Source organism: Streptomyces sp. NPDC048257, from assembly GCF_043201855.1.
Lineage (GTDB): Bacteria > Actinomycetota > Actinomycetes > Streptomycetales > Streptomycetaceae > Streptomyces.
In genome coordinates, this window is sequence record NZ_JBICZI010000012.1 from 93926 (window position 1) to 120312 (window position 26387).

Sequence of the window (26387 nt, forward strand, 5' to 3'; positions counted from 1 at the left end):
GTGGGGCCCGGGCGATCTACCGACCGGTCACAGCTTGGTCCAGGCCTCGGTGAGCACCGAGCGCAGGATGCCTTCGATCTCGTCGAAGGTGCCCTGGTCCGCGATCAGCGGCGGCGCGAGCTGGATGACCGGGTCACCGCGGTCGTCGGCCCGGCAGTACAGGCCGTTCTCGAAGAGCGCCTTGGAGAGGAAGCCGTAGAGCACGCGCTCCGTCTCCTCGTCCGTGAAGGACTCCTTCGTGACCTTGTCCTTGACGAGCTCGATGCCGTAGAAGTAGCCGTTGCCGCGGACGTCGCCGACGATCGGCAGGTCGTGCAGCTTCTCCAGCGTGGAGCGGAAGGCGTCCTCGTTGTTCAGCACGTGCTGATTGAGGCCTTCCTTGTCGAAGATGTCGAGGTTGGCCAGCGCGACCGCCGAGGAGACGGGGTGGCCACCGAAGGTGTAGCCGTGCAGGAAGGTGTTGTCGCCCTTGTAGAACGGCTCGGCGAGACGGTCGGAGATGATGCAGGCGCCGATCGGGGAGTAGCCCGAGGTCATGCCCTTGGCGCAGGTGATCATGTCCGGCACGTAGTCGAACTTGTCGCAGGCGAACATCGTGCCGAGGCGGCCGAACGCGCAGATCGTCTCGTCGGAGACGAGGAGCACGTCGTACTCGTCGCAGATCTCGCGGACCCGCTGGAAGTACCCGGGCGGCGGCGGGAAGCAGCCACCGGCGTTCTGTACCGGCTCCAGGAAGACGGCGGCGACGGTGTCGGCGCCCTCGAAGAGGATCTCCTGCTCGATCTGGTCGGCGCACCAGCGGCCGTAGGCCTCGGGGTCGTCGCCGAAGATCGGGGCGCGGTAGATGTTGGTGTTCGGCACCTTGTGCGCGCCGGGGACCAGCGGCTCGAAGGGGGCCTTGAGGGCCGGCAGGCCGGTGATGGACAGGGCTCCCTGCGGGGTGCCGTGGTAGGCGACCGCACGCGAGATGACCTTGTACTTGGTGTGCTTGCCCTGCAGCTTGAAGTACTGCTTGGCGAGCTTCCAGGCGGTCTCGACGGCCTCGCCGCCACCGGTGGTGAAGAAGACCTTGTTCAGGTCACCCGGGGCGTAGTGGGCGAGGCGCTCGGCGAGCTCGACGGCCTTGGGGTGCGCGTACGACCAGATGGGGAAGAACGCGAGTTCCTGAGCCTGCTTGTACGCGACCTCGGCCAGCTCCTTGCGGCCGTGACCGGCGTTGACCACGAAGAGTCCGGCAAGACCGTCGAGGTAGCGCCTGCCCTTGTCGTCCCAGATGTAGGTGCCCTCGCCCCGGACGATGGTGGGGACGGGGGAGTTCTCGTAGGACGACATGCGGGTGAAGTGCATCCACAGGTGGTCGTACGCGGTCTTGGAGAGGTCCTGGCTCACGGTTATCGGGTTCCCCACATGTAGGTCTGCTTCTTCAGCTTCAGGTAAACGAAGCTTTCGGTTGATCGCACGCCGGGGAGCGTGCGGATCTTCTTGTTGATCGTTTCCAGCAGGTGGTCGTCGTCCTCGCAGACGATCTCCACCATCAGGTCGAACGACCCGGCGGTCATGACCACGTACTCGCACTCGGCCATGGCGGTCAGTGCATCGGCCACGGGGTCGAGGTCACCCTCGACGTTGATGCCGACCATGGCCTGGCGTCGCAGGCCCACTGTGAGTGGGTCCGTGACGGCGACGATCTGCATGACGCCCTGATCGAGCAGCTTCTGTACGCGCTGGCGCACGGCCGCTTCGGACAGGCCGACGGCTTTGCCGATCGACGCATAGGGACGGCGACCGTCCTCCTGCAGTTGCTCGATGATCGCCAGGGACACAGCATCGACCGAAGGGGACGGTTGTCTGTTCCTGGAATCTGCGCTTCGACTGACCACGACCTCACTGTGCACGAGGGTCGTCTGTTCCGCAAGACGGAATCGATGAAATCCGTTGTTTGACGACCGGGATCTCACTGATTTCGCAGTTGGTGGCCTCCGGGTCTGTCGAAAGCCTCCGCCGAGAGGCTAGGCTTGGTAATCGTCTCAATCGTTGGACATGTGATCAGGAGTGTGGCTGTAGTGACCACCGAACTGCGTCGTCTGCGCAACTACATCGGCGGGGAGTTCAAGGACGCCGCCGACGGGCGGACCACCGAGGTGGTCAACCCGGCCACCGGCGAGGTGTACGCCACCGCCCCGCTCTCGGGCCAGGCCGATGTCGACGCCGCCATGGCCGCTGCCGCGGCCGCCTTCCCGGGCTGGCGTGACACCACCCCCGCGGAGCGCCAGAAGGCCCTGCTGAAGATCGCGGACGCCTTCGAGGCGCGCGCGGACGAGCTCGTCGCCGCCGAGTCGGAGAACACCGGCAAGCCGCTGGCCCTCACGGCCAGCGAGGAGGTGCCGCCGATGGTGGACCAGATCCGCTTCTTCGCGGGTGCCGCACGGCTCCTGGAGGGCCGCTCGGCCGGCGAGTACATGGAGGGGATGACCTCGATCATCCGCCGTGAGCCGGTCGGCGTCTGCGCGCAGGTCGCGCCGTGGAACTACCCGATGATGATGGCCGTGTGGAAGTTCGCCCCGGCCATCGCGGCGGGCAACACCGTCGTGCTCAAGCCCTCGGACACCACCCCGGCCTCCACCGTCCTGATGGCGGAGATCATCGACTCGGTGCTGCCCAAGGGTGTCTTCAACGTCATCTGCGGTGACCGTGAGACCGGCAAGGCCATGGTCGAGCACCCCACCCCGGCGATGGCCTCCATCACCGGCTCGGTGCGTGCGGGCATGCAGGTCGCCGAGAGCGCCTCCAAGGACGTCAAGCGCGTCCACCTGGAGCTCGGCGGCAAGGCCCCGGTCGTGGTCTTCGAGGACGCCGACATCGCCAAGGCGGTCGAGGACATCGCCGTCGCCGGCTACTTCAACGCCGGTCAGGACTGCACCGCCGCCACCCGCGTGCTCGTGCACCAGTCGATCCACGACGAGTTCGTGGCTGCGCTCGCCAAGGCCGCCGCCGACACCAAGACCGGCCAGCCGGACGACGAGGACGTGCTCTACGGCCCGCTGAACAACCCGAACCAGCTCAAGCAGGTCGCGGGCTTCATCGAGCGCCTCCCCGCCCATGCCAAGGTCGAGGCGGGCGGCCACCAGGTCGGCGAGAAGGGCTACTTCTACGCCCCGACCGTGGTCTCCGGCCTCAAACAGGACGACGAGATCATCCAGAACGAGGTCTTCGGCCCCGTCATCACCGTCCAGTCCTTCACGGACGAGGGTCAGGCCCTGGAGTACGCGAACGGCGTCGAGTTCGCCCTCGCCTCCTCGGTGTGGACCAAGGACCACGGCCGCGCGATGCGGATGTCCAAGAACCTCGACTTCGGCTGCGTGTGGATCAACACCCACATCCCGCTCGTCGCCGAGATGCCGCACGGCGGATTCAAGAAGTCCGGCTACGGCAAGGACCTCTCCGCGTACGGCTTCGAGGACTACACGCGCATCAAGCACGTGATGACCTCGCTCGACGGCTGATCGGCCGCATCGATCACAGCACAGCGTTGACGGGGCGGGCAGTAGACAACATGTCTATTGCCCGCCCTTCCGCGTTCGCCGAGGCTGTGCCCATGCCTGAACTCGCCTTCTCCCGCCGTTCTGCGCTGTACGGTCTCGGGGCCGCCGGCCTGACGGCCGCCCTCGCCGGCTGCGGCGTGCCCGCCGCCTACGTTCCCGAGGAGCGGCGCGAGGGCCCCGACCGCTCCGAGGGGGACCGGAGCGTCGTCTTCTCCAACTGGCCGCTGTACATCGACACCGACGAGGAGGACGAGGAGCGCCGTCCGACGCTGGAGGCCTTCACGGAGCAGACGGGCATCGAGGTCCGGTACACCGAGGAGATCAACGACAACGACGAGTTCTTCGGCAAGGTCAGTCCGGCCCTGATGAACCGCCAGGAGACCGGCCACGACCTGATCGTCGTCAGCGACTGGATGGCCGCCCGCTTCGTCCACCTGGGCTGGGCGCAGAAGCTGGACCGGTCGGTTCAGCCCAACGTGACCAGGCACCTCGACCCGCAGCTGCGGTCCCCCGCCTTCGACGAGGGCCGGCTGCACACCGTCCCCTGGCAGTCCGGGATCACGGGCATCGCCTACAACCGCCGGGCCCTGGGCCGGGAGATCAAGTCGGTCGAGGACCTGTGGCACCCGGACCTGGCGGGCAAGGTCACCCTCTTCTCAGGCCTCGACGAGTCCTTCGCCCTGCTGATGCAGGGAAACGGCGTCGACGTCACCCGCTGGACCGAGTCCGACTTCCACCGGATGTGCGACCAGGTCGAGAACATGGTGAAGAAGAGGCACATCCGCCGCTTCACCGGCAACGACTACACCTCCGATCTGAGCAAGGGCGATGTCCTCGCCTGCCAGGCCTACTCCGGTGATGCCATCCAGCTGCAGGCCGACAACCCGGACATCGAGTTCGTCGTCCCCGAGGAAGGGGCCGAACTCTGGGCGGAGAGCCTGCTCGTTCCCAACCTGGCCCGGCACAAGGCCAACGCCGAGGCCCTCATCGACTACTACTACGCCCCGGAGGTGGCCGCCTCGCTCGCCGCCTCCGTCAACTACGTCTGCCCGGTCCCGGCCGCCCGGGAGGTCCTGGCCGCCTCCGACGACGAGGAGACCGCCGGACTCGCCGAGAACCCGCTGATCTTCCCGGACGAGGAGATGCGCAAGCGGCTGGTCGTGGCCCGGGACATCTCCTCGGCCGAGCGCCGGTCCCTCGCCAAGCGCTGGAACGCGATCGTCGGGCTCTGACCGATCGCCGAACCATCTTCTGAACACGTTCAGCAATATGGCTGAACGCGTTCAGAAATAGGCGTAGGCTTCCTCCCATGAGCGAGAGAAGCGCCCTTCAGCGGCGGATCCGTGCCTGGTTGACCCTGTTCCTGATCTGCCTCGTGCTCAGCGGTCTCACGGCCTTTCCTCTGGTCAGCGAGCTCCGCTGGGCGAACGCCCTGATCGACAACGAGTGGCTCCGGCGCGTGGGCGACGGGCTGGAACGGGCCGACGCCGACTACCCCTTCCTCCTCTACGGAACCGACTGGCTCGCCTTCGCCCACCTGGTCATCGCCCTCTTCTTCTACGGGGTCCACCGCGACCCGGTCCGCAACATCTGGATCGTCGAAGCCGGCGTGATCGCCTGCGCCGGAGTGATTCCGCTGGCGTTGATATGCGGCCCGATCCGGGGCATCCCCATCTGGTGGAGCGTCATCGACATGTCGTTCGGCGTCTTCGGGGTGATCCCCCTGCTGGTGCTCCACCGCATGATCAAGCGCCTGGAGGCCATGCCGGCCCCCGCGCCGGAGCCGGGGTCGATGGCAGCGCCGGTGCCGCCTACTTCGTGAAGGCCGCCATCACGATGTCAAAGGCCACCTTGTTCATGTCCCGGCCCTTGGCGTCCGTGGAGTTGACCGAATAGACGAGGGTGCGCGAGAGGTCGCGGGTGCCGCCGATCGCGGTGCTGTAGCCGTGGCGCGAGCCCGTCTTGCCGAAGGCCACCGTGCCGTCCGGCAGGACCAGCTGCTTCAGCCCCGCCGTCTGCGCCGCGTCCTCTCCGGTCTCGAAGTCCTTCACCTGCGGCACCGTGAACATCTCCTCCAGCTGCGCCGTCGGCACCAGCCGGCCGCCGAACAGGGCCACCGTGAAGCGCTCCAGGTCGGCCGTGGTGGATATCAGGTCCCCCGCGGCCCAGTTGGACCAGGAGTTCCACTCGGTCACGTCCACCAGCTCCGGCGTGCCGTCGGCCCGTGTCACCGCCTGGTACCCGCGGTGGTGCGGTCCCGGTATCCGCGTCTGCGTGCTGCTCGGCAGCGAGGTGTCACGCAGGCCGAGGGGCTTGAATATCCGTGTGGTCAGGGCCTGTTCGTAGGACCTGCCCGTCACCTTCTCGATCAGCACACCCAGGATCGTGTAGTCGATGTTGAGATAGTGCTGCCGGGCCCCCGGGTCGAACTCGGGCCCCTTGGCCACCGCGTTGGCGATCAGTGCCCGCGGGTCGTCCCGGTCGAACCGGTGGGCGTAGGCGTCCTCGAACGTGTCGCCCGGGCCGTCAGCCGGGCGGATACCGCTCGTGTAGTTCAGCAATTGCCGTACCGAGACGGGCTTGAAAGTGTTCGGCAGCAGGCCCGGCAGGTACTCCTGCACCGGGCGGTCCAGCTCCACGCGTCCCTCGGCGGCCAGCTGGAGCACCACCGCCGCGGTGAACGTCTTGGTCACCGACCCCGCCCGGAAGCGGGCCCGATCCAGCGCCGGCCGTCCCGTACGGACATCGGCGACCCCGGAATGCCCCTGCCAGCTGCCGCTCGTACCGCCCACGCGGACCAGCGCGGCCGTCGCGTCCGCGTGCCCGGGGCCGAGTCCGGCGATCGCGCTCTCCAGCGCCGCCGCGTTCGGCGGCGTCAAGAACACCGGTTCGACGACCTCCTTCGAGACCGGAGCCGGAGCCGGCGCCCACGCCGGCGTGGGCGCGGCGTGCGCGACGGCCGGACCGGAAGCGATTCCCAGAACCAGAGCGGCGGCGATCAGCGTGCGTGTCGTGGCGTTCATGATGGTGTGTGCTCCCCCTGCGAGACCCGGGGCCCGACTGCCCCGATGACCTCAATGCTCCTGCTCACAGGGGTAGTCGCGGATCCCCGACAAGAGGGATCTTCACCGGTACGACAAATCGCCGGTGCGAGGGAGGCGACACGCCGCACCTCACTCCCCGGAGGGAGTACCCACCGCGATCAGGCCCGTCTCGTACGCACAGATCACCGCCTGGACCCGGTCCCGCAGTCCCAGCTTCGCCAACACGTTCCCCACGTGCGACTTCACCGTGTGTTCGCTCACCACCAGCACAGCCGCGATCTCCGCGTTCGACAACCCCCGCCCCAGATGCAGCAGCGTCTCCCGCTCCCGCGCGGTCAGCGCTTCCAGCACCTCCGCACGCAGTCCGGGCCGCGCGGCCGCCCCCGTCACCGCCGTGTACTCCTCGATCAGCCGACGCGCCACCGACGGCGCCAGCAGGGACTCGCCCGCCGCCACCACCCGTACCGCGTGCACCAGGTCGTCCCGCCGGACGTCCTTCAGCAGGAACCCGCTCGCCCCCGCGTGCAGGGCCTCGTACACGTACTCGTCCGAGTCGAAGGTCGTCAGCATCACCGTCCGGCAGGCGCTCCGCGCCGAGATCGTCCGGCACGCCTCGATCCCGTCCAGTACCGGCATCCGGATGTCCAGCAGCGCCACGTCCGGAGCCAGCCGGGCCACCGCCTCCACCGCCGCGGCGCCGTCACCCGCCTCCGCCACGACCTCGATGTCCTCCTGGGCGTCCAGGATCATCGCGAACCCGCTGCGCACCAGCTCCTGGTCGTCGGCCACCACCACACGGATCGTCAACTCCCCACCTCCTGCGGCGAGGCTACAAGGACCACCCGTACCGAGAAGCCCCGCCCGTCCGGCCCCGGACCGGTCCACGCCGTCCCGCCGTGTGCCGCCGCCCGCTCCCGGATCCCGATCAGCCCGTGCCCGCCGGCGGGCTCCCGAACCCGCTCCCCGCCGGGCCCCCTGCCGTCGTCCGTCACCGTCACCGTGAGCTCCCGCGGCCCGTAGTCCAGCCGGACGTCCACCACCGAGGCCCCGGCGTGCCTCACCACGTTCGTCAGCGCCTCCTGCACCACCCGGTGCACCGTCGCCTCGAGCGCCGCCGGCAGCTCGCGCACCTCGCCCGACCGCTCGTACGACACCCGGGGGCCGCCGGTCCGCACCCGGTCCAGGAGCGCCGGCAGCTCCCCGATCCCGGGCTGCGGCGCACGTGGTTGCGCCACCTCCTCCGTCCGGAGCACCCCCAGCATCGTCCGCAGCTGCGCCATCGCCTCCCGGCCCGTATCGGCGATCGCCTCGAAGGCGGCCTCGGCCCGGGCCGGCGCCCCGCGCACCGCGACCGGACCGGCCTCGGCCTGCACGATCATGATGCTGACGGCGTGCGAAAGGATGTCGTGCATCTCCCGTGCGATCCGGGCCCGTTCGCGCGCCGCCGCCTGTTCCGCCTCGATCCGGTTCGCCCGCTCCAGCTGCGCCGCCCGGTCCTCCACGGCTGCCGTGTACGCCTGCCGGGTCGCCTGCAGCCGGCCCAGCGCGACCGCCGCCCCGAAGACGAACAGCGCGAACAGCAGCTCCTTGACCGTCGTGGTGTTGAGGGCCACGGAGCCCACGATGGCCACCGTCACGACCACCCACATCACGAGCCGCACCCGCGGCGAACAGATCAGCGCGATCGTGTAGACGGCGATCAGCGCCGCGTACGGCAGCGGCTGCCCGGGACCGTCCAGTGCGAGCCGGTACGCCGAACCGGCCGCGATGACGCCGAACATCACCGGCACCGGAGCCCGCCGGCGCCAGACCAGCGGCACGTTGATCAGCGTGGTCAGCAGATACGCCGGCCAACTCGCCGGCGATTCGACCGGGTCCCGCGGCACGACGAACGGGATCGTCGTCGCCCCCTGTACCAGCAGCATCAGCCCCAGGTCCTGCCGACGGGGATCGGAGCTGCGGATGCGCTCTCCGAGGGCCCGTATCACCGCCCGAGTCCGGCTCGTACGGCCGTCAGCACGTCCAGGCGGTTCGTGGTGATCGAGTCGACCCCGGACGCGACCAGGCCCTTCATCGTCCGCTTGGTGTCCGCGGTCCAGGCCGACACCAGCAGGCCGTCCCGGCGGAGCGCGTCCACCAGCTCCCGGCTCACCAGCCCGAAGCGGTAGTTGAGCCAGCGCGGCGTCACGGCATCGATCAGCACCCGCCGCGGCGGCGACAGCGTGGTCCAGGTCAGCGCGATCTCCGCGCCCGGATCGGCGGCGCGGACCGCCAGCATCGTGCGCGGGCCCGCGCAGTAGTACGTGCGCTCGCGCGCCCCGCACTCGCGGACCTGGCCCACGACGGTGCGTACCGCCTCGGGCGTGGCCCCGGGGAGGTCGAGCATCAGCCGGCCCGCCCCGGCGGTCATCAGGGCGTCGCGCAGCGTCGGAACCCCGCCCTGCGTCAGCTCCCTGAGCTGTGGGGCCGTGACGTCGTCGAGGCGGACGTCGTAACCCCACAGCCGTTCGAGCGTCGCGTCGTGGAGCAGGACCGGCACCCCGTCACGGGTCAGCCGGACGTCGATCTCGACGGCGTCCGCCCCGCGCGCGAACGCGGAGCGGATCGAGCCGAGGGTGTTCTCACGGACACGGTAGGGATCGCCGCGGTGGCCGACGGCAGTCAGAGTGCTCATGTCCCCATTGTCGGGGGCGCAGTTGCCGGGACGAGGTCAGCGCGCGAGCCATTCGGCGGTGTACGTGTCGATCTCCGCGTTGATCTTCGCCTTGCCGGCCGGGTCCAGGAAGGAGGCCTCGACGGCGTTCTTGGCGAGCTGTGCGAGCCCGTGCTCGTCGAGATCGAGGAGGCGGGCGGCCACCGCGTACTCGTTGTTGAGGTCGGATCCGAACATCGGCGGGTCGTCGCTGTTGATGGTGACGAGGACGCCCGCGGCCACCATCTCCTTGACCGGGTGAAGGTCGAGGTCGGTCACCGCGCGGGTGGCGATGTTGGAGGTCGGACAGACCTCCAGCGCGATCCGGTGCTCGGCGAGGTACGCGAGCAGCTCCGGGTCCTGGGTGGCGCTGGTGCCGTGGCCGATGCGCTCGGCGCCCAGCTCGCGGATGGCGTCCCAGATCGTCTCCGGGCCGGTGGTCTCTCCGGCGTGCGGGACGCTGCGCAGGCCGGCGGCGCGGGCCGCGTCGAAGTACGGCTTGAACTGCGGGCGCGGGACGCCGATCTCGGGGCCGCCGAGGCCGAAGGAGACCAGGCCCTCGGGGTGCAGGTCGACGGCGAGCCGGGCGGTCTCGGCGGCGGCCTCCAGGCCGGCCTCGCCCGGGATGTCGAAGCACCAGCGCAGGATGACGCCGAGGTCGCGCTCGGCGTCCCTGCGGGCGTCCTCGATGGCCTGCATGAAGGCCTTCTCGTCGATGCCGCGGCGGGTGGAGGAGTACGGGGTGATGGTCAGCTCGGCGTAGCGGATGTTCTGCCGGGCCATGTCGCGGGCGACTTCGAAGGTGAGGGTGCGGACGTCGTCCGGGGTGCGGACCAGGTCGACCACCGACAGGTAGACCTCGATGAAGTGCGCGAAGTCGGTGAAGGTGAAGTAGTCGGCGAGGGCCTCGGGATCGGTGGGGACCTTCGAGTCGGGGTGCCGGGAGGCGAGCTCGGCCACGATGCGCGGGGATGCCGAGCCGACGTGGTGGACGTGGAGTTCGGCCTTGGGCAGCCCCGCGATGAAGGGGTGCAGGTCGGTCATGGGGGTGCCTCCGGGAGGACGCGGGTGCGGGCAGGTCGGGAATCATCGTAGGCACGCCCGTGACTGTCGGTGGCAGCGCTTAGCATGGCTGTACGAGAGGGGGGCGCCGTATGACCGACAGGAGTCCCGAGTCGCGAGACCCGTGGGCGCCGCTGGAGCGGCCGGCGGTCGAGCTGGGCACATCGCAGGACACCCCGGCCGCGCCGGGCCCGCCGTCCGTGCACGACCAGCCGACGCTCGCCGGGATGCCGGGCGACCAGTTCCCTTCGTCCGTGCCGACCTCGATCACGGCTCCGATACCCACCCTGACCCCGATGCCGATGACCGGGCCGCCCGCACCGCCGGCGTACGGGTACCCGGCCCAGCCCGGCTACGGGTACCCCGGCGACGCGGGCTACCCCGGGTATCCCGGATACGCCGGGTATCCGGGATACCCGGGCCAGGGCCCGTACCCGCCCTACGGGGCCCCGCGCAGCAACGGCTTCGGCGTGACCGCGCTCGTGCTCGGCATCCTGGCGGTCGTCGGCTGCATCACCAGCTTCGTGGCGATCGGCCTCGGCATAGCCGCGGTCGTCTTCGGCGCCCTGGGCCGCGGCAAGGCGAGCCGCGGCGAGGCCGACAACGGCGGGATGGCGCTCGCCGGCATCATCCTGGGCGCGATCGGCATCGCGCTGGGCGCCGTGATGATCGCGGTCATGTTCGCCGATTTCACGGACCAGGGTCCGGCCCGCGACTCGCACTACGACAGCCCCTACGACAACTCGCAGGTGCGCGAGAAGGTCTGACCGGGCCGCCTCACGACACCCACGGCCAGTGGGCGTCACGGCCGGCCTCGATCAGGGAGACCATCCGGAAGGCCCCGTCCGTGAGCCCGCCGAAGGCGTGCCGGTTCGCGCCGCCGGAGGGCGCGTGCCCCACCCGGTAGCCGGCCAGGTTCCAGGTGTAGACCGGCACCGTGGACGGCACCTCGACCGTCGGATCGCCGCCGTGGCCGTACGAGGCGGCCTGCTCGTCGGTGACGATCAACACCCGGTCGTGGTCCCGGTAGTGCTTCTTCACGGCCTTGGCCGTGTAGGTCCCCCCGAGCTCCCCGAACCGCTCCAGCACCTTCAGTACGGACTCGCCCCGGCGGCACCGGACCGCCTGGCTGGTCGTACCGAACTGCACCAGGTCGGCCCGCTCGGCCCGCAGCGCCAGCGCCGCACCGAAAATGGCCGCGGCGTCCGCCCGGTTGAGCTGGGAGCGGTCCGACAGCGGGGACCACATCGACCCGGACCGGTCCACGAGGACCAGGGTCCGGCCGGGCAGCGCCGGTACGTTGGCCAGCGAGTGGCCGAGCGCCTGCTCCAGCGGGTACGCCCAGCGCAGCGAGGGCGCGTGCTGATGGGCGGCCAGGTAGCGGAAGGGGAACTGCCGGGACCGGGCGACGACCTCCGGGTCGGAGATCTTCGCCGCGACCTGGGCGGCCACCGTGTCCGAGACCCCGGCCTGGTCGAAGTTGCGCAGGTTGCGCAGCAGCGCCATCGCACCCATGGACGGGATGACCGCCTCCCAGGCGGCCGCGTCCATCGGCCCCTGCAGCCAACCGGCCAGCGCCTCCCAGGTCATGCCCGCCTCCGCGAGCCGCTCGGCGGCGTCCGGGGCGGTGACCTGCGCCCGGCGCTCCTCCACCGGCAGCTCCATGAGTGCCCGGTGGGCCGTGAGGGTGCGGTTGCCCGCCGGCGCCTGCGCGCTCTCCGGGTTGTGCCGGCGGTCGAGGGCGTAGCGGAACAGCTCGCCCTGCCAGGGCTTGGCCGGGTCGGGGGAGGCGTGGACGAGGTTGAGGACGTCACCGAAGCGGAAGGCCCTGGAGTCGGTGTCGTACTTCAGCAGCGAGGTGCCGGAGTAGAGCCGGCGCACGGCGTCGGCGATGCCGCGCTTGACGGGCTTGGGCACGTTGCGCCCGTGCGTCGCCGTCCAGTAGGCCAGCAGCTCACCGGGCTCGTCCGCGCGCCGCAGAACGGAGTCCACGACCTGGCGGTTCGAAGGCCCGTCGGTGGCGCCCGCGTCGAGCCGCGCCTTCACGTACTCGGCGGCGCCGACGAGCGAGGCGGTCCGCATGTTCGCGTCCCCGCGGAGCCAGCCCAGCAGGCCGGCCGTCCAGACGGGATCCTCGACGGCGAGGGTGCGCACGAGCGCCGCGAAGCGGTCGTCGCGCGCCTCGCCGCTCTCGTACGCCGTCTGCTGCGTCACGAAGTTGGCGACCGCGAGCAGGAACAGCTCCGAGCGCGGGTCGCGCAGGTGGCCCGGCCCGCCCTGGTGGGTGCGGGCGGGTCCGGCCGAGCGGACGGGCGACGTGGGCCGGGCGGTCGCCGGCCGGGACGGGCGCAGGTTGAAGCGGGCCATGTGAATCCCCCCGAATTCAAAGACAACTGGGGAGAGGCGTGACGTGCGGAATGCCCGAGATCGGAAGTCGGCGACGGACTTGTGCCAGCTGCTCTCACCATCTGAGCTACCGGCCGGAGCCGGGCGGGACTCGAACCCGCGACCCGCTGGTTAGGAGAAGTAACCGTTGCCTGCGCACCGGGCATCCCGCACGCGTGCCTCCCGAGATCAAGGTGGCGGCGGCTTGGATTCTCTGAAAGGAAGGAGCCGCAGCCCGCGCACCGGGAGGTGCGTGACGTCAAGTGTCCAGAGAACAACGTCGGCGAAACCATGCGGTGCTCTACCCACTGAGCTACACCGGCCGGAGCCGGTGACGGGAGTCGAACCCGCGACACTCGAAGGAAGTCTCGCCTGCGCACCTGGACGAGGATCACGTTAGAACACCCCGTCCGGTGCCCGCCACGCAATACTTCCCGCTCGGACGCCCGCCGCCGACAGCAGCGTCGCGACCATGACCCGGCCCGCGGCGGCGCCCCGCGCCGGCGGGACCCGGATCAGCCCGGCCACGGGGACCCGGCGCCGCTCCGTTACGCGCCGGCCCCGCGCAGCTGCTCCCGGGCCTCCATGAGGGCGAAGCCCAGCAGATTCAGCCCGCGCCAGCGTGCCGGGTCCAGGGCGCGCTCGTCGTCGGCCGCCAGCCCGATGCCCCAGATCCGGTCCATCGGGCTCGCCTCCACCAGCACCCGGTTTCCGGTGCCCAGCAGGTACCCGCGCAGCGCCGGGTCGGACCCGAACTTGTGCACGCTGCCCTCCACCACCAGGGCGAACCGCTCGCGCTTCCATATCGCGTCGTCGAAGCCCCGCACGAGGCGCCCGACCTTCTTCGCGGCCGCCGGGCTCTTCGCCTCCAGCGCGGCGCGCTCCGCCCCGGCGTCCCCGAACAGCCGGGCCTTGCCCGCCATCATCCAGTGTTCCGCGGTCGCATACCGGACGTCACCGACAGTGAAGTCAGCAGGCCACCACTGGCTCAGACAGCTCGGGCCGAGCCTGCCGTCCGGCTGCGGCCGGTGCCCCCAGAACGGCAGGTACTTCACCCGTTCACCACGGCTGACCTGCTTGATCAGATCGTCGATCATCTCCATGCACGCGAGTCTGGCAGTCGCCACTGACACTTCGTACGGGATTTTCGGTGTGCCTCGACACATGGTCGACCGATTCCGTCGCGTAATCAAAAGGCAACAACGGAATCACTTGGCCGAGGGCACCACCTCTGTCAGGATCGGCACTCAATTCGAGCTGTAGCTCGAACTGTAGCTACGGAGAGCGTGAGAGCGTGATGGGCAACCGCTTCCAGGTCAAAGACCGCTTCGCAGACGGCGCGCAGTACATCGACGGGCAGCTGAGGTCCGGCACCTCGGGTCGGTCACACACGGTGATCGACCCGGCGACCGGCGACGAGGTCCTCACCTACGCGCTCGCGAGCACCGCGGACGTCGACGAGGCCGTCGCCGCCGCCAAGAGGGCCTTCCCGGGCTGGTCCGGGGCCACCCCGGGCGAGCGTTCGGACGCCCTGCACCGGCTGGCCGCCGTCCTGGCCGAGCAGGCCGATGACTTCGCGTACGCCGAGTCCCTCCAGTGCGGCAAGCCGATCAAGCTGTCCACGGAGTTCGACGTGCCGGGGACCATCGACAACACCGCCTTCTTCGCGGGCGCGGCCCGCCACCTCCAGGGGCAGGCGGCCGCCGAGTACTCGGGCGACCACACCTCCTGCGTACGCCGTGAGGCCATCGGGGTCGTCGGCTCGATCGCGCCCTGGAACTATCCGCTCCAGATGGCCGCCTGGAAGATCCTCCCGGCGATCGCCGCGGGCAACACCATCGTCCTCAAGCCCGCCGAGCTCACCCCGCTGACCTCGTTGATGTTCGCGCAGGCGGCCAAGGACGCGGGCCTGCCCGACGGCGTGATCAACATCGTCACCGGCGCCGGCCGCGAGGCCGGAGAACACCTGGTGGGCCACCCCGACGTGGTGATGACCTCCTTCACCGGCTCCACCGCCGTCGGCAAGCGGGTCGCCGAGATCGCCACCGCCACCGTCAAGCGGCTCCACCTGGAGCTCGGCGGCAAGGCCCCCTTCCTCGTCTTCGACGACGCCGACCTGGAGGCCGCCGCGCACGGCGCCGTCGCCGCCTCCCTCATCAACACCGGCCAGGACTGCACGGCCGCCACCCGTGCCTACGTCCAGCGCCCCCTGCACGACGCCTTCGTCGCCCGGGTGGCCGAGCTGATGGAGACCGTCCGCCTCGGCGACCCCTTCGCGCCCACCACCGACCTGGGCCCGCTGGTCTCGCACGCCCAGCGCGACCGGGTCGCCGGGTTCGTCGAGCGCGCCCGCGCCTACGCCACCGTCGTCACCGGCGGCGAGATCCCGGCGGGGGACCTGGCGCAGGGTGCGTACTACCGGCCCACCCTCATCGCCGGCGCCGCACAGGACAGCGAGGTGGTCCAGTCCGAGATCTTCGGCCCGGTCCTCGTCGTCCTGCCCTTCGACACCGACGACGAGGGCATCGCGCTGGCCAACGACACCCCGTACGGACTCGCGGCCTCCGCCTGGAGCCGTGACCTCTACCGGGCGAACCGGGCCACCCGCGAGATCAAGGCGGGCTGTGTCTGGGTCAACGACCACATCCCGATCATCAGCGAGATGCCCCACGGGGGCTACAAGGCCAGCGGCTTCGGAAAGGACATGTCGGCCTACTCCTTCGAGGAGTACACGCAGGTCAAGCACGTGATGTACGACAACACCGCGGTAGCCGCGAAGGACTGGCACCGCACGATCTTCGGGGACCGTCCGTAACCATCTGCGGCTCATCGCCGCGTGGGCCCACCGCCTGACCAGCGGTACACCTCCCGAAAGGGCACAGCGCATGGAGCAGTTCGAGCCCGACCGCCTCTCGGCGGCGCAACTCGCCGCGATGCGGCGCAGCATCACCAGCGGGCGCGGCGCCCTCACCCGCCGCTCGCTGCTGCGCGCCTCCGGCGTCGGAGCGCTCACCCTCGGAGGGCTGTCCGCCCTCACCGGGTGCGGGATTCCGCCCGCCAAACGCGCGGGCGACGCGGCGGTGGCCTCCGATGACCACTCGGCCGGGGAGAAGGAGATCAACTTCTCCAACTGGACCGAGTACATGGACACCAGCGAGGACGAGAAGACCCGTCCCACGCTGGAGGAGTTCACCAAGCGGACCGGGATCAAGGTCAAGTACACCGAGGACATCAACGACAACGTCGAGTTCTTCGGCAAGATCCGCCCCCAGCTCGCGGCCGGCCAGGACACCGGCCGCGACCTGATCGTCGTCACCGACTGGCTCGCCGCCCGCATCATCCGGCTCGGCTGGGCCCAGAAGCTGGACCCCTCGCACCTCCCGCACGCCTACGCCAACCTGATCCCGCAGTTCCGCACCCCCGACTGGGACCCGGGACGCGCCTACAGCTACCCCTGGACCGGCATCGACACGGTCATCGCCTACAACGAGAAGGCGACCGGCGGCAAGAAGGTCGACTCCGTCACCCAGATGCTCGACGACCCCTCCCTCAAGGGCCGCGTCGGGTTCCTCACGGAGATGCGCGACACCGTCGGCATGACCCTGCTCGACCAGGGCAAGGACCCGGCGACCTTCACCACCGCCGACTTCGACGAGGCCGTCGGCCGGCTCCAGAAGGGCGTGGACAAGAACCAGATCCGCCGCTTCACCGGCAACGACTACACCTCCGACCTCGACAAGGGCGACCTCGCCGCCTGCCTCGCCTGGGCCGGGGACATCATCCAGCTCCAGGCCGGCAACCCGGACATCAAGTACGCCATCCCCGCCCCCGGATACATCACCTCCAGCGACAACCTCCTGGTCCCCGCCAACGCCCGGCACAAGGCCAACGCGGAGAAGCTCATCGACTTCTACTACGAGCCGCCGGTCGCCGCCCAGCTGGCCGCGTACATCAGCTACGTCTGCCCGGTCGAGGGCGTCAAGGACGAGCTGGCCAAGATCGATCCCGAGCTCGCGGACAACCCCCTGATCGTCCCGGACAAGGCGATGGCCGCCAAGGCCCGCGCCTTCCGCTCCCTCTCCAGCGAGGAAGAGACGGCGTACGAGGAGAAGTTCGCCAAGCTCATCGGCGCCTGACGCACGCCTCGCGGCGAGCCCGCCGGACCGGGGCGCCGACCGCCGGACCCCTTCGGCGGCGGCGCGGCCCGGCCGGCTCCGCCGAGCCTTCGACCCCTTGCCCCACCCAACCCCGGGACCATCCATGACTGACAAGACCGCGGGCGGCGACGTCCGCCTCTCCGGGATCAGCAAGCACTACGGCACCTTCACCGCCGTGCACCCGCTGGATCTCACCATCCCCCAGGGCTCCTTCTTCGCCCTGCTCGGCGCCTCGGGCTGCGGGAAGACCACCACCCTGCGCATGATCGCCGGCCTGGAGGAGCCCTCCACCGGCACGGTCCACCTCGGCGACCGGGAGGTCACCGACCTGCAGCCGTACAAGCGCCCGGTCAACACGGTCTTCCAGAGCTACGCGCTCTTCCCGCACCTGAACATCTTCGAGAACGTCGCCTTCGGGCTGCGCCGCCGCGGCATCAAGTCGGTCAAGAAACAGGTCGACGACATGCTGGAGCTGGTCCAGCTCGGCCAGTTCGCCCAGCGCAAGCCGCACCAGCTCTCCGGCGGCCAGCAGCAGCGCGTCGCCGTCGCCCGGGCGCTGATCAACCACCCGCAGGTGCTGCTCCTCGACGAGCCGCTCGGCGCCCTCGACCTCAAGCTGCGCCGCCAGATGCAACTGGAGCTCAAGCGGATCCAGACCGAGGTCGGCATCACCTTCGTGCACGTCACGCACGACCAGGAGGAGGCCATGACCATGGCCGACACGGTCGCCGTGATGAACGGCGGCCGCGTCGAGCAGCTCGGAGCCCCCGCCGACCTGTACGAGAACCCGGGCACCACCTTCGTCGCCAACTTCCTCGGCACCTCCAACCTCATCGAGGCCACCGTGGAGACCGCCGGCACCGGCGCGGCCGCCGGCTCGGGATCCGAGATCGTCGTATCCGCCTCCGGCGCCGTCCTGCGGCTGCCCGCCGCCCGCTGCGCGACCACCCCCCGTACGGGCGGCAAGCTCCTGGTCGGGGTGCGTCCCGAGAAGATCTCCCTGGTCCACGCGGACGAGGAACACACCATCGCGACCGGCCGCAACAAGATCACCGGTCGGATAGCCGACTCCTCCTTCATCGGCGTCTCCACGCAGTACGTCATCGACAGCCAGGTCTGTCCGGAGCTGGAGGTGTACGCCCAGAACATTGAGCGGGACAGCCGCCTGGTGCCGGGCGCCGAGGTGATCCTGCACTGGAACCCGGAGCACACCTTCGGCCTGGATGCGGCCCAGGACATCGACGCGGGCATCGAGACGGTGGAGGAGAGCGCATGACCAGCCCCGCTACGGATACAGCGCCGCCAAAGGCGCCCGCCCCCGCCGAACCCCCGGTGCACAAGGCGTCCCTGCGCAAGCGGCTGATCCCGTACTGGCTGCTGCTCCCCGGCATCCTGTGGCTGCTGGTGTTCTTCGTGCTGCCGATGGTCTACCAGGCCTCCACCTCGGTGCAGACCGGCTCCCTCGAGGAGGGCTTCCAGGTCACCTGGCACTTCCAGACCTACTGGGACGCCTTCACCGAGTACTACCCGCAGTTCCTGCGCTCCCTGCTCTACGCCGGCACCGCGACCGTGCTGTGCCTGCTGCTCGGGTATCCGCTGGCCTACCTGATCGCCTTCAAGGCGGGCCGCTGGCGCAACCTGCTCCTCGTCCTGGTCATCGCCCCGTTCTTCACCAGCTTCCTGATCCGCACGCTGGCCTGGAAGACGATCCTGGCCGACGGCGGTCCGGTGGTCGCCGTCCTCAACAACATCGGCTTCCTCGACGTCACCAGCTGGCTCGGCATGACCGAGGGGGACCGGGTGCTGGCCACGCCGCTCGCGGTGGTCTGCGGTCTGACGTACAACTTCCTCCCCTTCATGATCCTGCCGCTGTACTCCTCGCTGGAGCGCATCGACACCCGCCTCCACGAGGCGGCCGGGGACCTGTACGCCCGCCCCGCCACGGTCTTCCGGAAGGTGACCTTCCCGCTCTCCATGCCGGGCGTGGTCTCCGGGACCCTGCTCACCTTCATCCCGGCGAGCGGCGACTACGTGAACGCCGAGCTGCTCGGGTCCACGGACACCCGGATGATCGGCAACGTCATCCAGTCGCAGTACCTGCGGATCCTCGACTACCCGACGGCGGCCGCGCTGTCCTTCATTCTCATGGCCATCGTGCTGATCATGGTCACCATCTACATCCGCCGAGCGGGGACGGAGGACCTGGTCTGATGCGCAATTCCCTTGCCTGGCTCCGGCGCAATCTGGTCGTCATCGCGGGCCTCGGCACGCTCGCGTACATGATCCTGCCGAACGTCGTCGTCACCGTCTTCTCCTTCAACAACCCCACCGGGCGCTTCAACTACGCCTGGCAGGAGTTCTCCCTCGACGCGTGGAAGGACCCGTGCGGGGTCGCCGACCTGTGCGGCTCGCTGTCCCTCTCGCTCCAGATCGCGCTGTGGGCCACGCTCGTCGCCACCGCGCTGGGCACCGCCATCGCCTTCGCGATGGTCCGCTACCGCTTCCGGGGGCGCGGGGCGGTCAACTCGCTGATCTTCCTGCCCATGGCCATGCCCGAGATCGTGATGGCGGCCTCGCTGCTCGCGCTCTTCCTCAACATGGGCATCCAGCTGGGCTTCTGGACGATCCTGATCGCGCACATCATGTTCTGCCTCAGCTTCGTCGTCGCCGCGGTCAAGGCACGTGTCCTGTCCATGGACCCGCGGCTGGAGGAGGCCGCCCGCGACCTCTACGCCGGGCCGGTGCAGACCTTCGTACGGGTCACCCTGCCGATCGCGGCCCCCGGTATCGCGGCGGGAGCGCTGCTCTCCTTCGCGCTCTCCTTCGACGACTTCATCATCACCAACTTCAACTCGGGCAACACCGTCACCTTCCCCATGTTCGTGTGGGGATCGGCCCAGCGCGGTACGCCCGTGCAGATCAACGTCATCGGCACGGCGATGTTCGTCATCGCGGTCCTGGTGGTCCTCGCCGGCCAGATGGTCGGCAACCGCCGCAAGAAGGCACAACCGAAGTAGTTCGGAAAAGCACGTCATCAGTTCCGTAGGGAGTTGGAAGCCATGGCCCCAGTCGCCATGCGTAGTGTTGCGAAATCCCTTTCCGAAGCGAAGCCGGTCTCGTACTGGCTGGACGACCCCGGCAAGCCCGCCGCCGAGCCGGCGCTCACCTCCGACGAGCGATGCGACCTGCTGGTCATCGGCGGCGGCTACAGCGGGCTGTGGACCGCGCTGCTCGCCAAGGAGCGCGACCCCGGGCGGGACGTCGTACTGATCGAGAGCAAGGAGGCGGGCTGGGCCGCCTCCGGCCGCAACGGCGGATTCTGCGCCGCCTCCCTCACCCACGGCCTGAGCAACGGGCTGGCCCGCTGGCCGGACGAGCTGGCCAAGCTGGAGGAGCTGGGCGCCCGCAACCTCGATGCCATCGAGGAGGCCGTCGCCCGGTACGGCATCGACTGCGAGTTCGAGCGGACCGGCGAGATCGACGTCGCCACCGAGCCGCACCAGGTCGAGGAGCTGCGCGAACTGCACGAGGAGGCGCTGCGCCTCGGTCTCGCCGACGGCTCCGAATGGCTGGACGGCGACGCGGTGCGTGCCGAGGTCGACTCCCCGACCTTCCTCGCAGGACTCTGGGACCGCGACGGCGTCGCCATGCTCAATCCGGCGAAGCTGGCCTGGGGCCTCAAGCGGGCCTGCCTGGAGCTCGGGGTGCGGATCTACGAGAACACCCGGGGCCTCAAGCTGGCCGCGGCCGGCGCCGGGATGACCGTGACGACCCCCTACGGCACGATCCTCGCGCGCCGGGTCGCCCTCGGCACCAACATCTTCCCCTCGCTGGTCCGGCGGGTGCGCCCGTTCACCGTCCCCGTCTACGACTACGCGCTGATGAGCGAGCCGCTCGACGAGGCCCAGCTGGCCGCGGTCGGCTGGAAGCGGCGGCAGGGGCTCGGCGACAGCGCCAACCAGTTCCACTACTTCCGGATCACCCGCGACAACCGGATCCTGTGGGGCGGCTACGACGCGATCTACCCCTACCGGGGCAAGCTCGACTCCGAGTACGACCACCGCCCCGAGACGTACCTGCGGCTCGCGGAGCACTTCTTCACCGCCTTCCCGCAGCTGGAGGGACTGAGGTTCAGCCATGCCTGGGGCGGCGCCATCGACACCTGCTCGCGCTTCTCCGCCTTCTTCGGCACCGCGCACTCGGGGAAGGTGGCCTACGCGGCCGGTTACACCGGCCTCGGCGTGGGGGCCACCCGGTTCGGCGCCGACGTGATGCTGGACCTGCTGGACGGGCTCACCACGGAGCGCACTCGGCTCGAGATGGTGAAGTCCAAGCCCATGCCGTTCCCGCCCGAGCCCTTCGCCTGGACCGGGATCGCGCTCACCAAGTGGTCGCTGGCCCGTGCGGACGCCCGCGGGGGACACCGGAACCTGTGGCTCAAGACGCTGGACCGGTTCGGCCTCGGCTTCGACAGCTAGACCGCTCCCTTCCGGTGGACCGCTCCCTTCCGGGGAGTCCGCCGCCGTGCGCACGGCAGCCGTGCGCTCCGGCGCAGGGTGCCGTCACCGTGTGACCCGATTCACTACCATGGAGTAACGAAACCCGCGTCATACCCGCGCCCGGCCCCGCTCTCTCCAGGTGAGGACCACTCACCTACAGGAACGGAGGCCGGGCGATGGCGATCCCGGGGACCAAGACGGCAGTGGAATGGCTTGTATCGGTGGCGCCGGATCCGGACGCCTGCCGGTGGGAGTGGGAGCGCAACCCCCTCGGGGTCGCCCTCCTGCCCGCCGGCCGGCGCTGGGACGTGCTGATCCTGCCCGGGGAGCTCGGGCGGCCCACCTTCGACGTGCTCCGCCTGCTCCTCGACCGGCCCGGCCCGGTGCTCACCGACTTCGGTGACTCCCGGCTGGGCTTCTTCGTGCCCCAGGGCACGGCGTCCCGCTGGCTCGGCACGGGCGTACGGGGCGCGGGGCGCGGGACCTGGATCGTGGTCCCCTATCCCGGGCGGGCGACCGGCGGGGTGCGCTGGCTGGTGCTCCCGGACGGCGAGGGGACGCTCACCGACCCGGTCCTCCTGGAGCTCGCGATGCACGAGGCGGCCGCGCGCGTGCTGGCGAAGGAGGGCCGGAAGTCTTGACAAGGGCATTGGTCTGGACCATCTTAAGCGCCGCTGACCCCCTCCATCCCCCCATGCACCGGAGGCAGTTGTGCGCAGAGCCCTCCCCTTCCTCACGGCCACCGCCCTCGCGGTGGCCGGCTTCCTCGCCGCGGGGCCGCCCGCCGCGGCGGCCGACGCCGACCTCGTGCGCAACGGCGGTTTCGAGGCCGGACTCGACGGCTGGAGTTGCTCGGGCGGCAGCGGAGGCGTCGTCACCACGCCCGTCCACGGCGGAAGTTCCGCCCTCAGAGCCACCCCGGCCGGCCAGGACAACGCCCGCTGCGCCCAGACCGTCGCCGTCAAGCCCGACTCGACGTACACGCTCGGTGCCTGGGTGCAGGGGGCGTACGTCTACCTCGGCGCGACCGGGACCGGCACCACCGACGTGTCCACCTGGACGCAGTCCCCGGGAGCGTGGAAGCAGCTCACCACCACCTTCCGCACCGGCCCCGCCACGACCTCGGTAACGGTCCACACCCACGGCTGGTACGGCCAGCCCGCCCACGTCACCGACGACCTCACCCTGGTCGGCCCGGACCCCGGCGGTCCCGGCCAGCCCCAGCTCCCGGCCGCCCCCACGGGCCTGACCGCCTCCGCCACCTCGTCGAGCTCGGTCGCGCTCTCCTGGTCGGCGGTACCGGGCGCGACCTCGTACACCGTCCGCCGCGACGGCGCCGCGGCCCTGACCGTCACCTCGGCCTCGGCGGCCGTGACCGGACTCGCCCCGGCCACCACCTACACCTTCCGGGTCAGCGCGGTGAACGCGGCGGGCGAGTCCCCGCAGAGCGCGCCCGCCTCCGCGACCACACCCGGCGGCGGCGGGGGAGGCGGCGGAGGCCTTCCCGCGCACGCACTGGTCGGCTACCTCCACGCGAGCTTCGCCAACGGCTCCGGGTACGTCCGGATGGCCGACGTACCCGCCTCCTGGGACGTCGTCAACCTCGCCTTCGGCGAACCGACTTCGGTGACCTCGGGCGACATCCGCTTCCGGCTCTGCCCGGTCGCGGAGTGCCCGAACGCCGAATCCCCGGCGGAGTTCAAGGCGGCGATCAAGGCCAAGCAGGCGGCCGGCAAGAAGGTGCTGATCTCGATCGGCGGCCAGAACGGCCAGGTCCAGCTCGCGAGCACGGCCGCCCGGGACACCTTCGTCTCCTCCGTCAGCAAGATCATCGATGAGTACGGCCTCAACGGCCTGGACATCGACTTCGAGGGTCACTCCCTGTCCCTGGCCACCGGGGACACCGACTTCCGGGCCCCGATCACCCCGGTGGTCGTCAACCTGATCTCGGCCGTGAAGAGCCTGAAGGCCAAGTACGGCCCGGACTTCGTCCTGACCATGGCCCCGGAGACCTTCTTCGTCCAGCTCGGCTACCAGTACTACGGCTCCGGCCCCTGGGGCGGCCAGGACCCGCGCGCCGGCGCGTACCTCCCGGTCATCCACGCACTGCGCGACGACCTCACGCTGCTCCACGTCCAGGACTACAACTCGGGCTCGATCATGGGCCTCGACAACCAGTACCACTCGATGGGCGGCGCGGACTTCCACATCGCCATGACCGACATGCTGCTCACCGGCTTTCCGGTCGCCGGGAACACCGCCCGGGTCTTCCCGGCCCTGCGCCCCGACCAGGTCGCCATCGGCCTCCCGGCCACGACCAACGCGGGCAACGGACACACCCCGCCGGCCGAGGTGAACAAGGCGCTGAACTGCCTGACGAAGAAGACCGACTGCGGGACCTACCAGACCCACGGCACCTGGCCGGGACTGCGCGGCCTGATGACCTGGTCGATCAACTGGGACCGCTTCGGCGGCTGGGAGTTCAGCCGGAACTTCGACGGATACTTCGGCGGCTGATCCGGCCGGCCCGGTCGGCCCACGCCACGCAGAGCAGCAGGGGAGTGCACATCAGCAGGCTGGCCACCACGTCCAGCGGCCAGTGCCACCCCCGCAGGATCAGCCCGGCGGCCGTCGCCCCCGTGAGGACCAGGGCGACGGCCGTCGGCCAGGCCCGGCGGGTGTACGGGCGCACGAGCAGGGCCGCGCCGAGGTAGGCGACGGCCGCGGTGGCGGTGTGGCCCGACGGGAAGTAGCCGGCGGCCCAGGGCTCCAGCGGGCCCGGCCGGGCGGTCCACTCCTTGAAGGGGATGACCAGGGCCGGCACCAGCGCCATGGCCAGGCCCGCGGCCCCGGCGGCGCGGAGGCGCCCGCGCCACGCCGCGTAGGCCATGGCCAGGGCGAGGACGGGAACGGCGACGGGAATGTTGCCGAGGTCCGAGAGGCGCTCGGTGACGGAGTCCGGGGCGGTGCGCACGAGGGCGCGGCTCAGAGCGTGATCCGGGGTCAGCAGCGGGCCGGAGACCAGCACCTGCCAGGTGACCAGGGAGAAGAGGAGGCCGCAGACCGCGGCGATCAGGAGAGGAGTGGCCGGCCGTCCCGGAACAGGGGGGATGGTTCCGGGACGGCCGCCCGGATCGGGTTGCCGGCCGCCCCGGGGGGTTTGGGGCGAACGGCTGTCCGATCGGTGAGGAGTGTGCGCGAACGCATGTCCAGTACGGTGCTGGGGAAGCCCAGTACTGGTATCGCCCCCGGTTTCCCGTGAGCGGGCTGTCTCACTCATCTGCAGAAACCGTACGGCAGCGGAAGGGGGACCGACAGCAGGATCGCGCTCCCGCCATCGGCCCCCCACAGCTTCTTCACAGCGTCCGCCCGTTACCGCCGGTAGGAACCGGTCGCAGCGTGCGAACGTTCTAGACGTTCGATCAGATGGCCGTGCCGATGGCCGCGAACGCGGCCTCGATGAGGTCCAGGCCCTCGTTCAGCAGGTCCTCGCCGATGACGATCGGCGGGAGGAAGCGGAGCACGTTGCCGTAAGTGCCACAGGTGAGGACGAGCAGGCCCTCGGCGTGGCAGGCCTTGGCGAGCGCGCCGGCCGCCTCCGGGAACGGGGTCTTGGACACCGGGTCCTTGACCAGCTCGATCGCGATCATGGCGCCGCGGCCGCGGATGTCGCCGATGATGTCGTACTTCTCCTGCATGGCCGTCAGGCGGGCCTTCATGACGGACTCGATCTTCTTCGCCGCGGCGTTGAGGTCGAGCTCCTTCATGGTCGCGATGGAGCCCAGCGCACCGGCGCAGGCCACCGGGTTACCGCCGTAGGTGCCACCCAGGCCACCCGCGTGGGCGGCGTCCATGATCTCGGCGCGGCCGGTCACGGCGGCGAGCGGCAGACCGCCCGCGATGCCCTTGGCGGTGGTGATGAGGTCCGGGACGATGCCCTCGTCCTCGCACGCGAACCACTGGCCGGTGCGGCAGAAGCCGGACTGGATCTCGTCGGCGACGAAGACGATGCCGTTGTCGTTGGCGAACTTCACGATCGCGGGGAGGAAGCCCTTGGCCGGCTCGATGAAGCCGCCCTCGCCGAGGACCGGCTCGATGATGATCGCGGCGACGTTGTCGGCGCCGATCTGCTTGGTGATCTGGTCGATCGCCTGGGCGGCGGCCTCGGGGCCGCAGTTCTCGGCGCCGGTGGGCCAGCGGTAGCCGTAGGCGACCGGGACGCGGTAGACCTCGGGGGCGAACGGACCGAAGCCCTGCTTGTACGGCATGTTCTTCGCGGTCAGCGCCATGGTGAGGTTCGTACGGCCGTGGTAGCCGTGGTCGAAGACGACGACGGCCTGGCGCTTGGTGTACGAACGGGCGATCTTGACGGCGTTCTCGACGGCCTCGGCGCCGGAGTTGAACAGGGCCGACTTCTTGGCGTGGGTGCCCGGGGTCAGCTCGGCGAGGGCCTCGCAGACCTCGACGTAGCCCTCGTAGGGGGTGACCATGAAACAGGTGTGGGTGAAGTCGGCGAGCTGCGCGGAGGCGCGGCGCACGACGGCCTCGGCGGAGGCGCCGACCGAGGTCACGGCGATGCCGGAGCCGAAGTCGATCAGGCGGTTGCCGTCGACGTCCTCGATGATGCCGCCGCCCGCGCGGGCCGTGAAGACGGGCAGTACGGAGCCCACGCCACCGGCCACCGTCTGGAGGCGGCGGGCCTGCAGCTCCTGCGACTTGGGGCCGGGGATCGCGGTGACGATCTTGCGCTCCTGCGGGACAGCGGTCATAGAGGGCTCCTGGGGGTGTTTTCGGACGCACTTGTCTCTTTGTCCGCAGGCTAGGCCCGGGAGCGGCGGTCCTGCATGCTCCGTTCGGTAGTGATCACCGCGTGTCCTTGTCCGCGGCGGCCATAGGAAGGCCGCGGGCACGCCTCTTGTGGACGGCGCGGCGAATCGGGAGCGCGGGTACGGGCCCATGGCCGACGCCGGGCAACTACATTGAGCGACGCAGCGCAGGCACGGGCA

General features: G+C 70.2%; 23 protein-coding genes. 12 read left to right on the forward strand and 11 right to left on the reverse strand.

Annotated elements, in window-relative coordinates; translation table 11 throughout:
- Positions 1-27: 27 nt before the first annotated feature.
- Both ACGFZK_RS23170 and ACGFZK_RS23175 read right to left on the reverse strand, forming a co-directional pair.
- Positions 28-1407, reverse strand: coding sequence for an aspartate aminotransferase family protein (locus ACGFZK_RS23170; protein ID WP_393850751.1), 1380 nt, complete (start codon positions 1405-1407; stop codon positions 28-30).
- Positions 1392-1895, reverse strand: coding sequence for an Lrp/AsnC family transcriptional regulator (locus tag ACGFZK_RS23175; RefSeq protein WP_007266859.1), 504 nt, complete (start codon positions 1893-1895; stop codon positions 1392-1394). The genes ACGFZK_RS23170 and ACGFZK_RS23175 overlap by 16 nt, the downstream gene beginning before the upstream one ends.
- A gap of 168 nt (positions 1896-2063) precedes the next feature.
- Here ACGFZK_RS23175 and ACGFZK_RS23180 point away from each other — a divergent pair, with 168 nt between their 5' ends.
- The 3 genes from ACGFZK_RS23180 to ACGFZK_RS23190 all read left to right on the forward strand — a co-directional run bounded on the left by ACGFZK_RS23180 (position 2064) and on the right by ACGFZK_RS23190 (position 5364).
- On the forward strand, positions 2064-3503 hold the full coding sequence (locus ACGFZK_RS23180; RefSeq protein WP_393850752.1) for a gamma-aminobutyraldehyde dehydrogenase: 1440 nt from the start codon (positions 2064-2066) through the stop codon (positions 3501-3503).
- Between the two features lie 92 nt (positions 3504-3595).
- Positions 3596-4774 (forward strand): spermidine/putrescine ABC transporter substrate-binding protein, encoded by a 1179-nt coding sequence (locus tag ACGFZK_RS23185; RefSeq protein WP_393850753.1) that lies wholly within the window; start codon positions 3596-3598, stop codon positions 4772-4774.
- Between the two features lie 77 nt (positions 4775-4851).
- The gene (locus ACGFZK_RS23190) at positions 4852-5364 is read left to right on the forward strand and encodes a hypothetical protein (RefSeq protein ID WP_393850754.1); all 513 of its coding nucleotides are present in this window, start codon (positions 4852-4854) and stop codon (positions 5362-5364) included.
- On the opposite strand, the gene ACGFZK_RS23195 is transcribed toward ACGFZK_RS23190, so the two are convergent.
- From ACGFZK_RS23195 to ACGFZK_RS23215, 5 genes are all read right to left on the reverse strand, one after another.
- Positions 5354-6565, reverse strand: a complete 1212-nt coding sequence (locus ACGFZK_RS23195) for a serine hydrolase domain-containing protein (protein ID WP_393850755.1) — start codon at positions 6563-6565, stop codon at positions 5354-5356. The genes ACGFZK_RS23190 and ACGFZK_RS23195 overlap by 11 nt on opposite strands.
- Before the next feature lie 150 nt (positions 6566-6715).
- Positions 6716-7393 carry a response regulator gene (locus ACGFZK_RS23200; protein WP_393850756.1) on the reverse strand — a complete coding sequence of 226 codons (678 nt, stop codon included), beginning with the start codon at positions 7391-7393 and terminating at the stop codon, positions 6716-6718.
- Positions 7390-8511, reverse strand: a complete 1122-nt coding sequence (locus ACGFZK_RS23205) for a sensor histidine kinase (protein ID WP_393850757.1) — start codon at positions 8509-8511, stop codon at positions 7390-7392. Before ACGFZK_RS23205 ends, ACGFZK_RS23200 begins: the two co-directional genes overlap by 4 nt.
- Positions 8512-8570: 59 nt before the next feature.
- Entirely contained in the window at positions 8571-9260 is a 690-nt protein-coding gene (locus ACGFZK_RS23210) for a glycerophosphodiester phosphodiesterase (protein ID WP_393850758.1), read from the reverse strand.
- 36 nt (positions 9261-9296) lie between these two features.
- On the reverse strand, positions 9297-10322 hold the full coding sequence (locus tag ACGFZK_RS23215; protein ID WP_393850759.1) for an adenosine deaminase: 1026 nt from the start codon (positions 10320-10322) through the stop codon (positions 9297-9299).
- Between the two features lie 110 nt (positions 10323-10432).
- Between ACGFZK_RS23215 and ACGFZK_RS23220 the strand changes: the two genes are divergently transcribed.
- Entirely contained in the window at positions 10433-11107 is a 675-nt protein-coding gene (locus ACGFZK_RS23220; RefSeq protein ID WP_393850760.1) for a DUF4190 domain-containing protein, read from the forward strand.
- A gap of 10 nt (positions 11108-11117) precedes the next feature.
- Here the strand turns inward: ACGFZK_RS23220 and ACGFZK_RS23225 are convergent, their stop codons facing one another.
- Both ACGFZK_RS23225 and ACGFZK_RS23230 read right to left on the reverse strand, forming a co-directional pair.
- Complete coding sequence (locus ACGFZK_RS23225) at positions 11118-12707, reverse strand: TROVE domain-containing protein (RefSeq protein ID WP_393850761.1); 1590 nt, start codon at positions 12705-12707, stop codon at positions 11118-11120.
- 566 nt (positions 12708-13273) lie between these two features.
- Complete coding sequence (locus ACGFZK_RS23230) at positions 13274-13828, reverse strand: NADAR family protein (protein WP_393850762.1); 555 nt, start codon at positions 13826-13828, stop codon at positions 13274-13276.
- A gap of 194 nt (positions 13829-14022) precedes the next feature.
- Here ACGFZK_RS23230 and ACGFZK_RS23235 point away from each other — a divergent pair, with 194 nt between their 5' ends.
- From ACGFZK_RS23235 to ACGFZK_RS23270, 8 genes are all read left to right on the forward strand, one after another.
- A complete protein-coding gene (locus ACGFZK_RS23235) occupies positions 14023-15540 on the forward strand; it encodes a gamma-aminobutyraldehyde dehydrogenase (protein ID WP_393850817.1) in 1518 nt (505 codons plus the stop codon).
- A gap of 70 nt (positions 15541-15610) precedes the next feature.
- Complete coding sequence (locus tag ACGFZK_RS23240; RefSeq protein ID WP_393850763.1) at positions 15611-16861, forward strand: spermidine/putrescine ABC transporter substrate-binding protein; 1251 nt, start codon at positions 15611-15613, stop codon at positions 16859-16861.
- Between the two features lie 124 nt (positions 16862-16985).
- Entirely contained in the window at positions 16986-18158 is a 1173-nt protein-coding gene (locus tag ACGFZK_RS23245) for an ABC transporter ATP-binding protein (protein WP_393850764.1), read from the forward strand.
- Complete coding sequence (locus ACGFZK_RS23250) at positions 18155-19093, forward strand: ABC transporter permease (protein WP_393850765.1); 939 nt, start codon at positions 18155-18157, stop codon at positions 19091-19093. The genes ACGFZK_RS23245 and ACGFZK_RS23250 overlap by 4 nt, the downstream gene beginning before the upstream one ends.
- Positions 19093-19899, forward strand: a complete 807-nt coding sequence (locus ACGFZK_RS23255; RefSeq protein ID WP_393850766.1) for an ABC transporter permease — start codon at positions 19093-19095, stop codon at positions 19897-19899. The genes ACGFZK_RS23250 and ACGFZK_RS23255 overlap by 1 nt, the downstream gene beginning before the upstream one ends.
- A gap of 42 nt (positions 19900-19941) precedes the next feature.
- On the forward strand, positions 19942-21360 hold the full coding sequence (locus ACGFZK_RS23260) for an NAD(P)/FAD-dependent oxidoreductase (RefSeq protein WP_393850767.1): 1419 nt from the start codon (positions 19942-19944) through the stop codon (positions 21358-21360).
- Between the two features lie 197 nt (positions 21361-21557).
- Positions 21558-22022 (forward strand): hypothetical protein, encoded by a 465-nt coding sequence (locus ACGFZK_RS23265; RefSeq protein ID WP_393850768.1) that lies wholly within the window; start codon positions 21558-21560, stop codon positions 22020-22022.
- A gap of 112 nt (positions 22023-22134) precedes the next feature.
- The gene (locus tag ACGFZK_RS23270) at positions 22135-23898 is read left to right on the forward strand and encodes a chitinase (RefSeq protein WP_393850818.1); all 1764 of its coding nucleotides are present in this window, start codon (positions 22135-22137) and stop codon (positions 23896-23898) included.
- On the opposite strand, the gene ACGFZK_RS23275 is transcribed toward ACGFZK_RS23270, so the two are convergent.
- Both ACGFZK_RS23275 and gabT read right to left on the reverse strand, forming a co-directional pair.
- Positions 23864-24409, reverse strand: coding sequence for a phosphatase PAP2 family protein (locus ACGFZK_RS23275; protein ID WP_393850769.1), 546 nt, complete (start codon positions 24407-24409; stop codon positions 23864-23866). The genes ACGFZK_RS23270 and ACGFZK_RS23275 overlap by 35 nt on opposite strands.
- A 394-nt stretch (positions 24410-24803) precedes the next feature.
- Complete coding sequence (gene gabT / locus ACGFZK_RS23280) at positions 24804-26150, reverse strand: 4-aminobutyrate--2-oxoglutarate transaminase (RefSeq protein ID WP_393850770.1); 1347 nt, start codon at positions 26148-26150, stop codon at positions 24804-24806.
- Positions 26151-26387: the final 237 nt, after the last annotated feature.

Coding starts and splice junctions, on each gene's coding strand:
- ACGFZK_RS23240 (WP_393850763.1), top strand. CDS start 15,611: ATGGAGCAGTTCGAGCCCGACCGCCTCTCGGCGGCGCAACTCGCCGCG.
- ACGFZK_RS23265 (WP_393850768.1), top strand. CDS start 21,558: ATGGCGATCCCGGGGACCAAGACGGCAGTGGAATGGCTTGTATCGGTG.
- ACGFZK_RS23195 (WP_393850755.1), bottom strand. CDS start 6,565: ATGAACGCCACGACACGCACGCTGATCGCCGCCGCTCTGGTTCTGGGA.
- ACGFZK_RS23215 (WP_393850759.1), bottom strand. CDS start 10,322: ATGACCGACCTGCACCCCTTCATCGCGGGGCTGCCCAAGGCCGAACTC.
- ACGFZK_RS23225 (WP_393850761.1), bottom strand. CDS start 12,707: ATGGCCCGCTTCAACCTGCGCCCGTCCCGGCCGGCGACCGCCCGGCCC.
- ACGFZK_RS23210 (WP_393850758.1), bottom strand. CDS start 9,260: ATGAGCACTCTGACTGCCGTCGGCCACCGCGGCGATCCCTACCGTGTC.
- ACGFZK_RS23220 (WP_393850760.1), top strand. CDS start 10,433: ATGACCGACAGGAGTCCCGAGTCGCGAGACCCGTGGGCGCCGCTGGAG.
- ACGFZK_RS23255 (WP_393850766.1), top strand. CDS start 19,093: ATGCGCAATTCCCTTGCCTGGCTCCGGCGCAATCTGGTCGTCATCGCG.
- ACGFZK_RS23245 (WP_393850764.1), top strand. CDS start 16,986: ATGACTGACAAGACCGCGGGCGGCGACGTCCGCCTCTCCGGGATCAGC.
- ACGFZK_RS23260 (WP_393850767.1), top strand. CDS start 19,942: ATGGCCCCAGTCGCCATGCGTAGTGTTGCGAAATCCCTTTCCGAAGCG.
- ACGFZK_RS23205 (WP_393850757.1), bottom strand. CDS start 8,511: ATGCTGCTGGTACAGGGGGCGACGACGATCCCGTTCGTCGTGCCGCGG.
- ACGFZK_RS23190 (WP_393850754.1), top strand. CDS start 4,852: ATGAGCGAGAGAAGCGCCCTTCAGCGGCGGATCCGTGCCTGGTTGACC.
- ACGFZK_RS23250 (WP_393850765.1), top strand. CDS start 18,155: ATGACCAGCCCCGCTACGGATACAGCGCCGCCAAAGGCGCCCGCCCCC.
- gabT (WP_393850770.1), bottom strand. CDS start 26,150: ATGACCGCTGTCCCGCAGGAGCGCAAGATCGTCACCGCGATCCCCGGC.
- ACGFZK_RS23185 (WP_393850753.1), top strand. CDS start 3,596: ATGCCTGAACTCGCCTTCTCCCGCCGTTCTGCGCTGTACGGTCTCGGG.
- ACGFZK_RS23230 (WP_393850762.1), bottom strand. CDS start 13,828: ATGGAGATGATCGACGATCTGATCAAGCAGGTCAGCCGTGGTGAACGG.
- ACGFZK_RS23235 (WP_393850817.1), top strand. CDS start 14,023: ATGGGCAACCGCTTCCAGGTCAAAGACCGCTTCGCAGACGGCGCGCAG.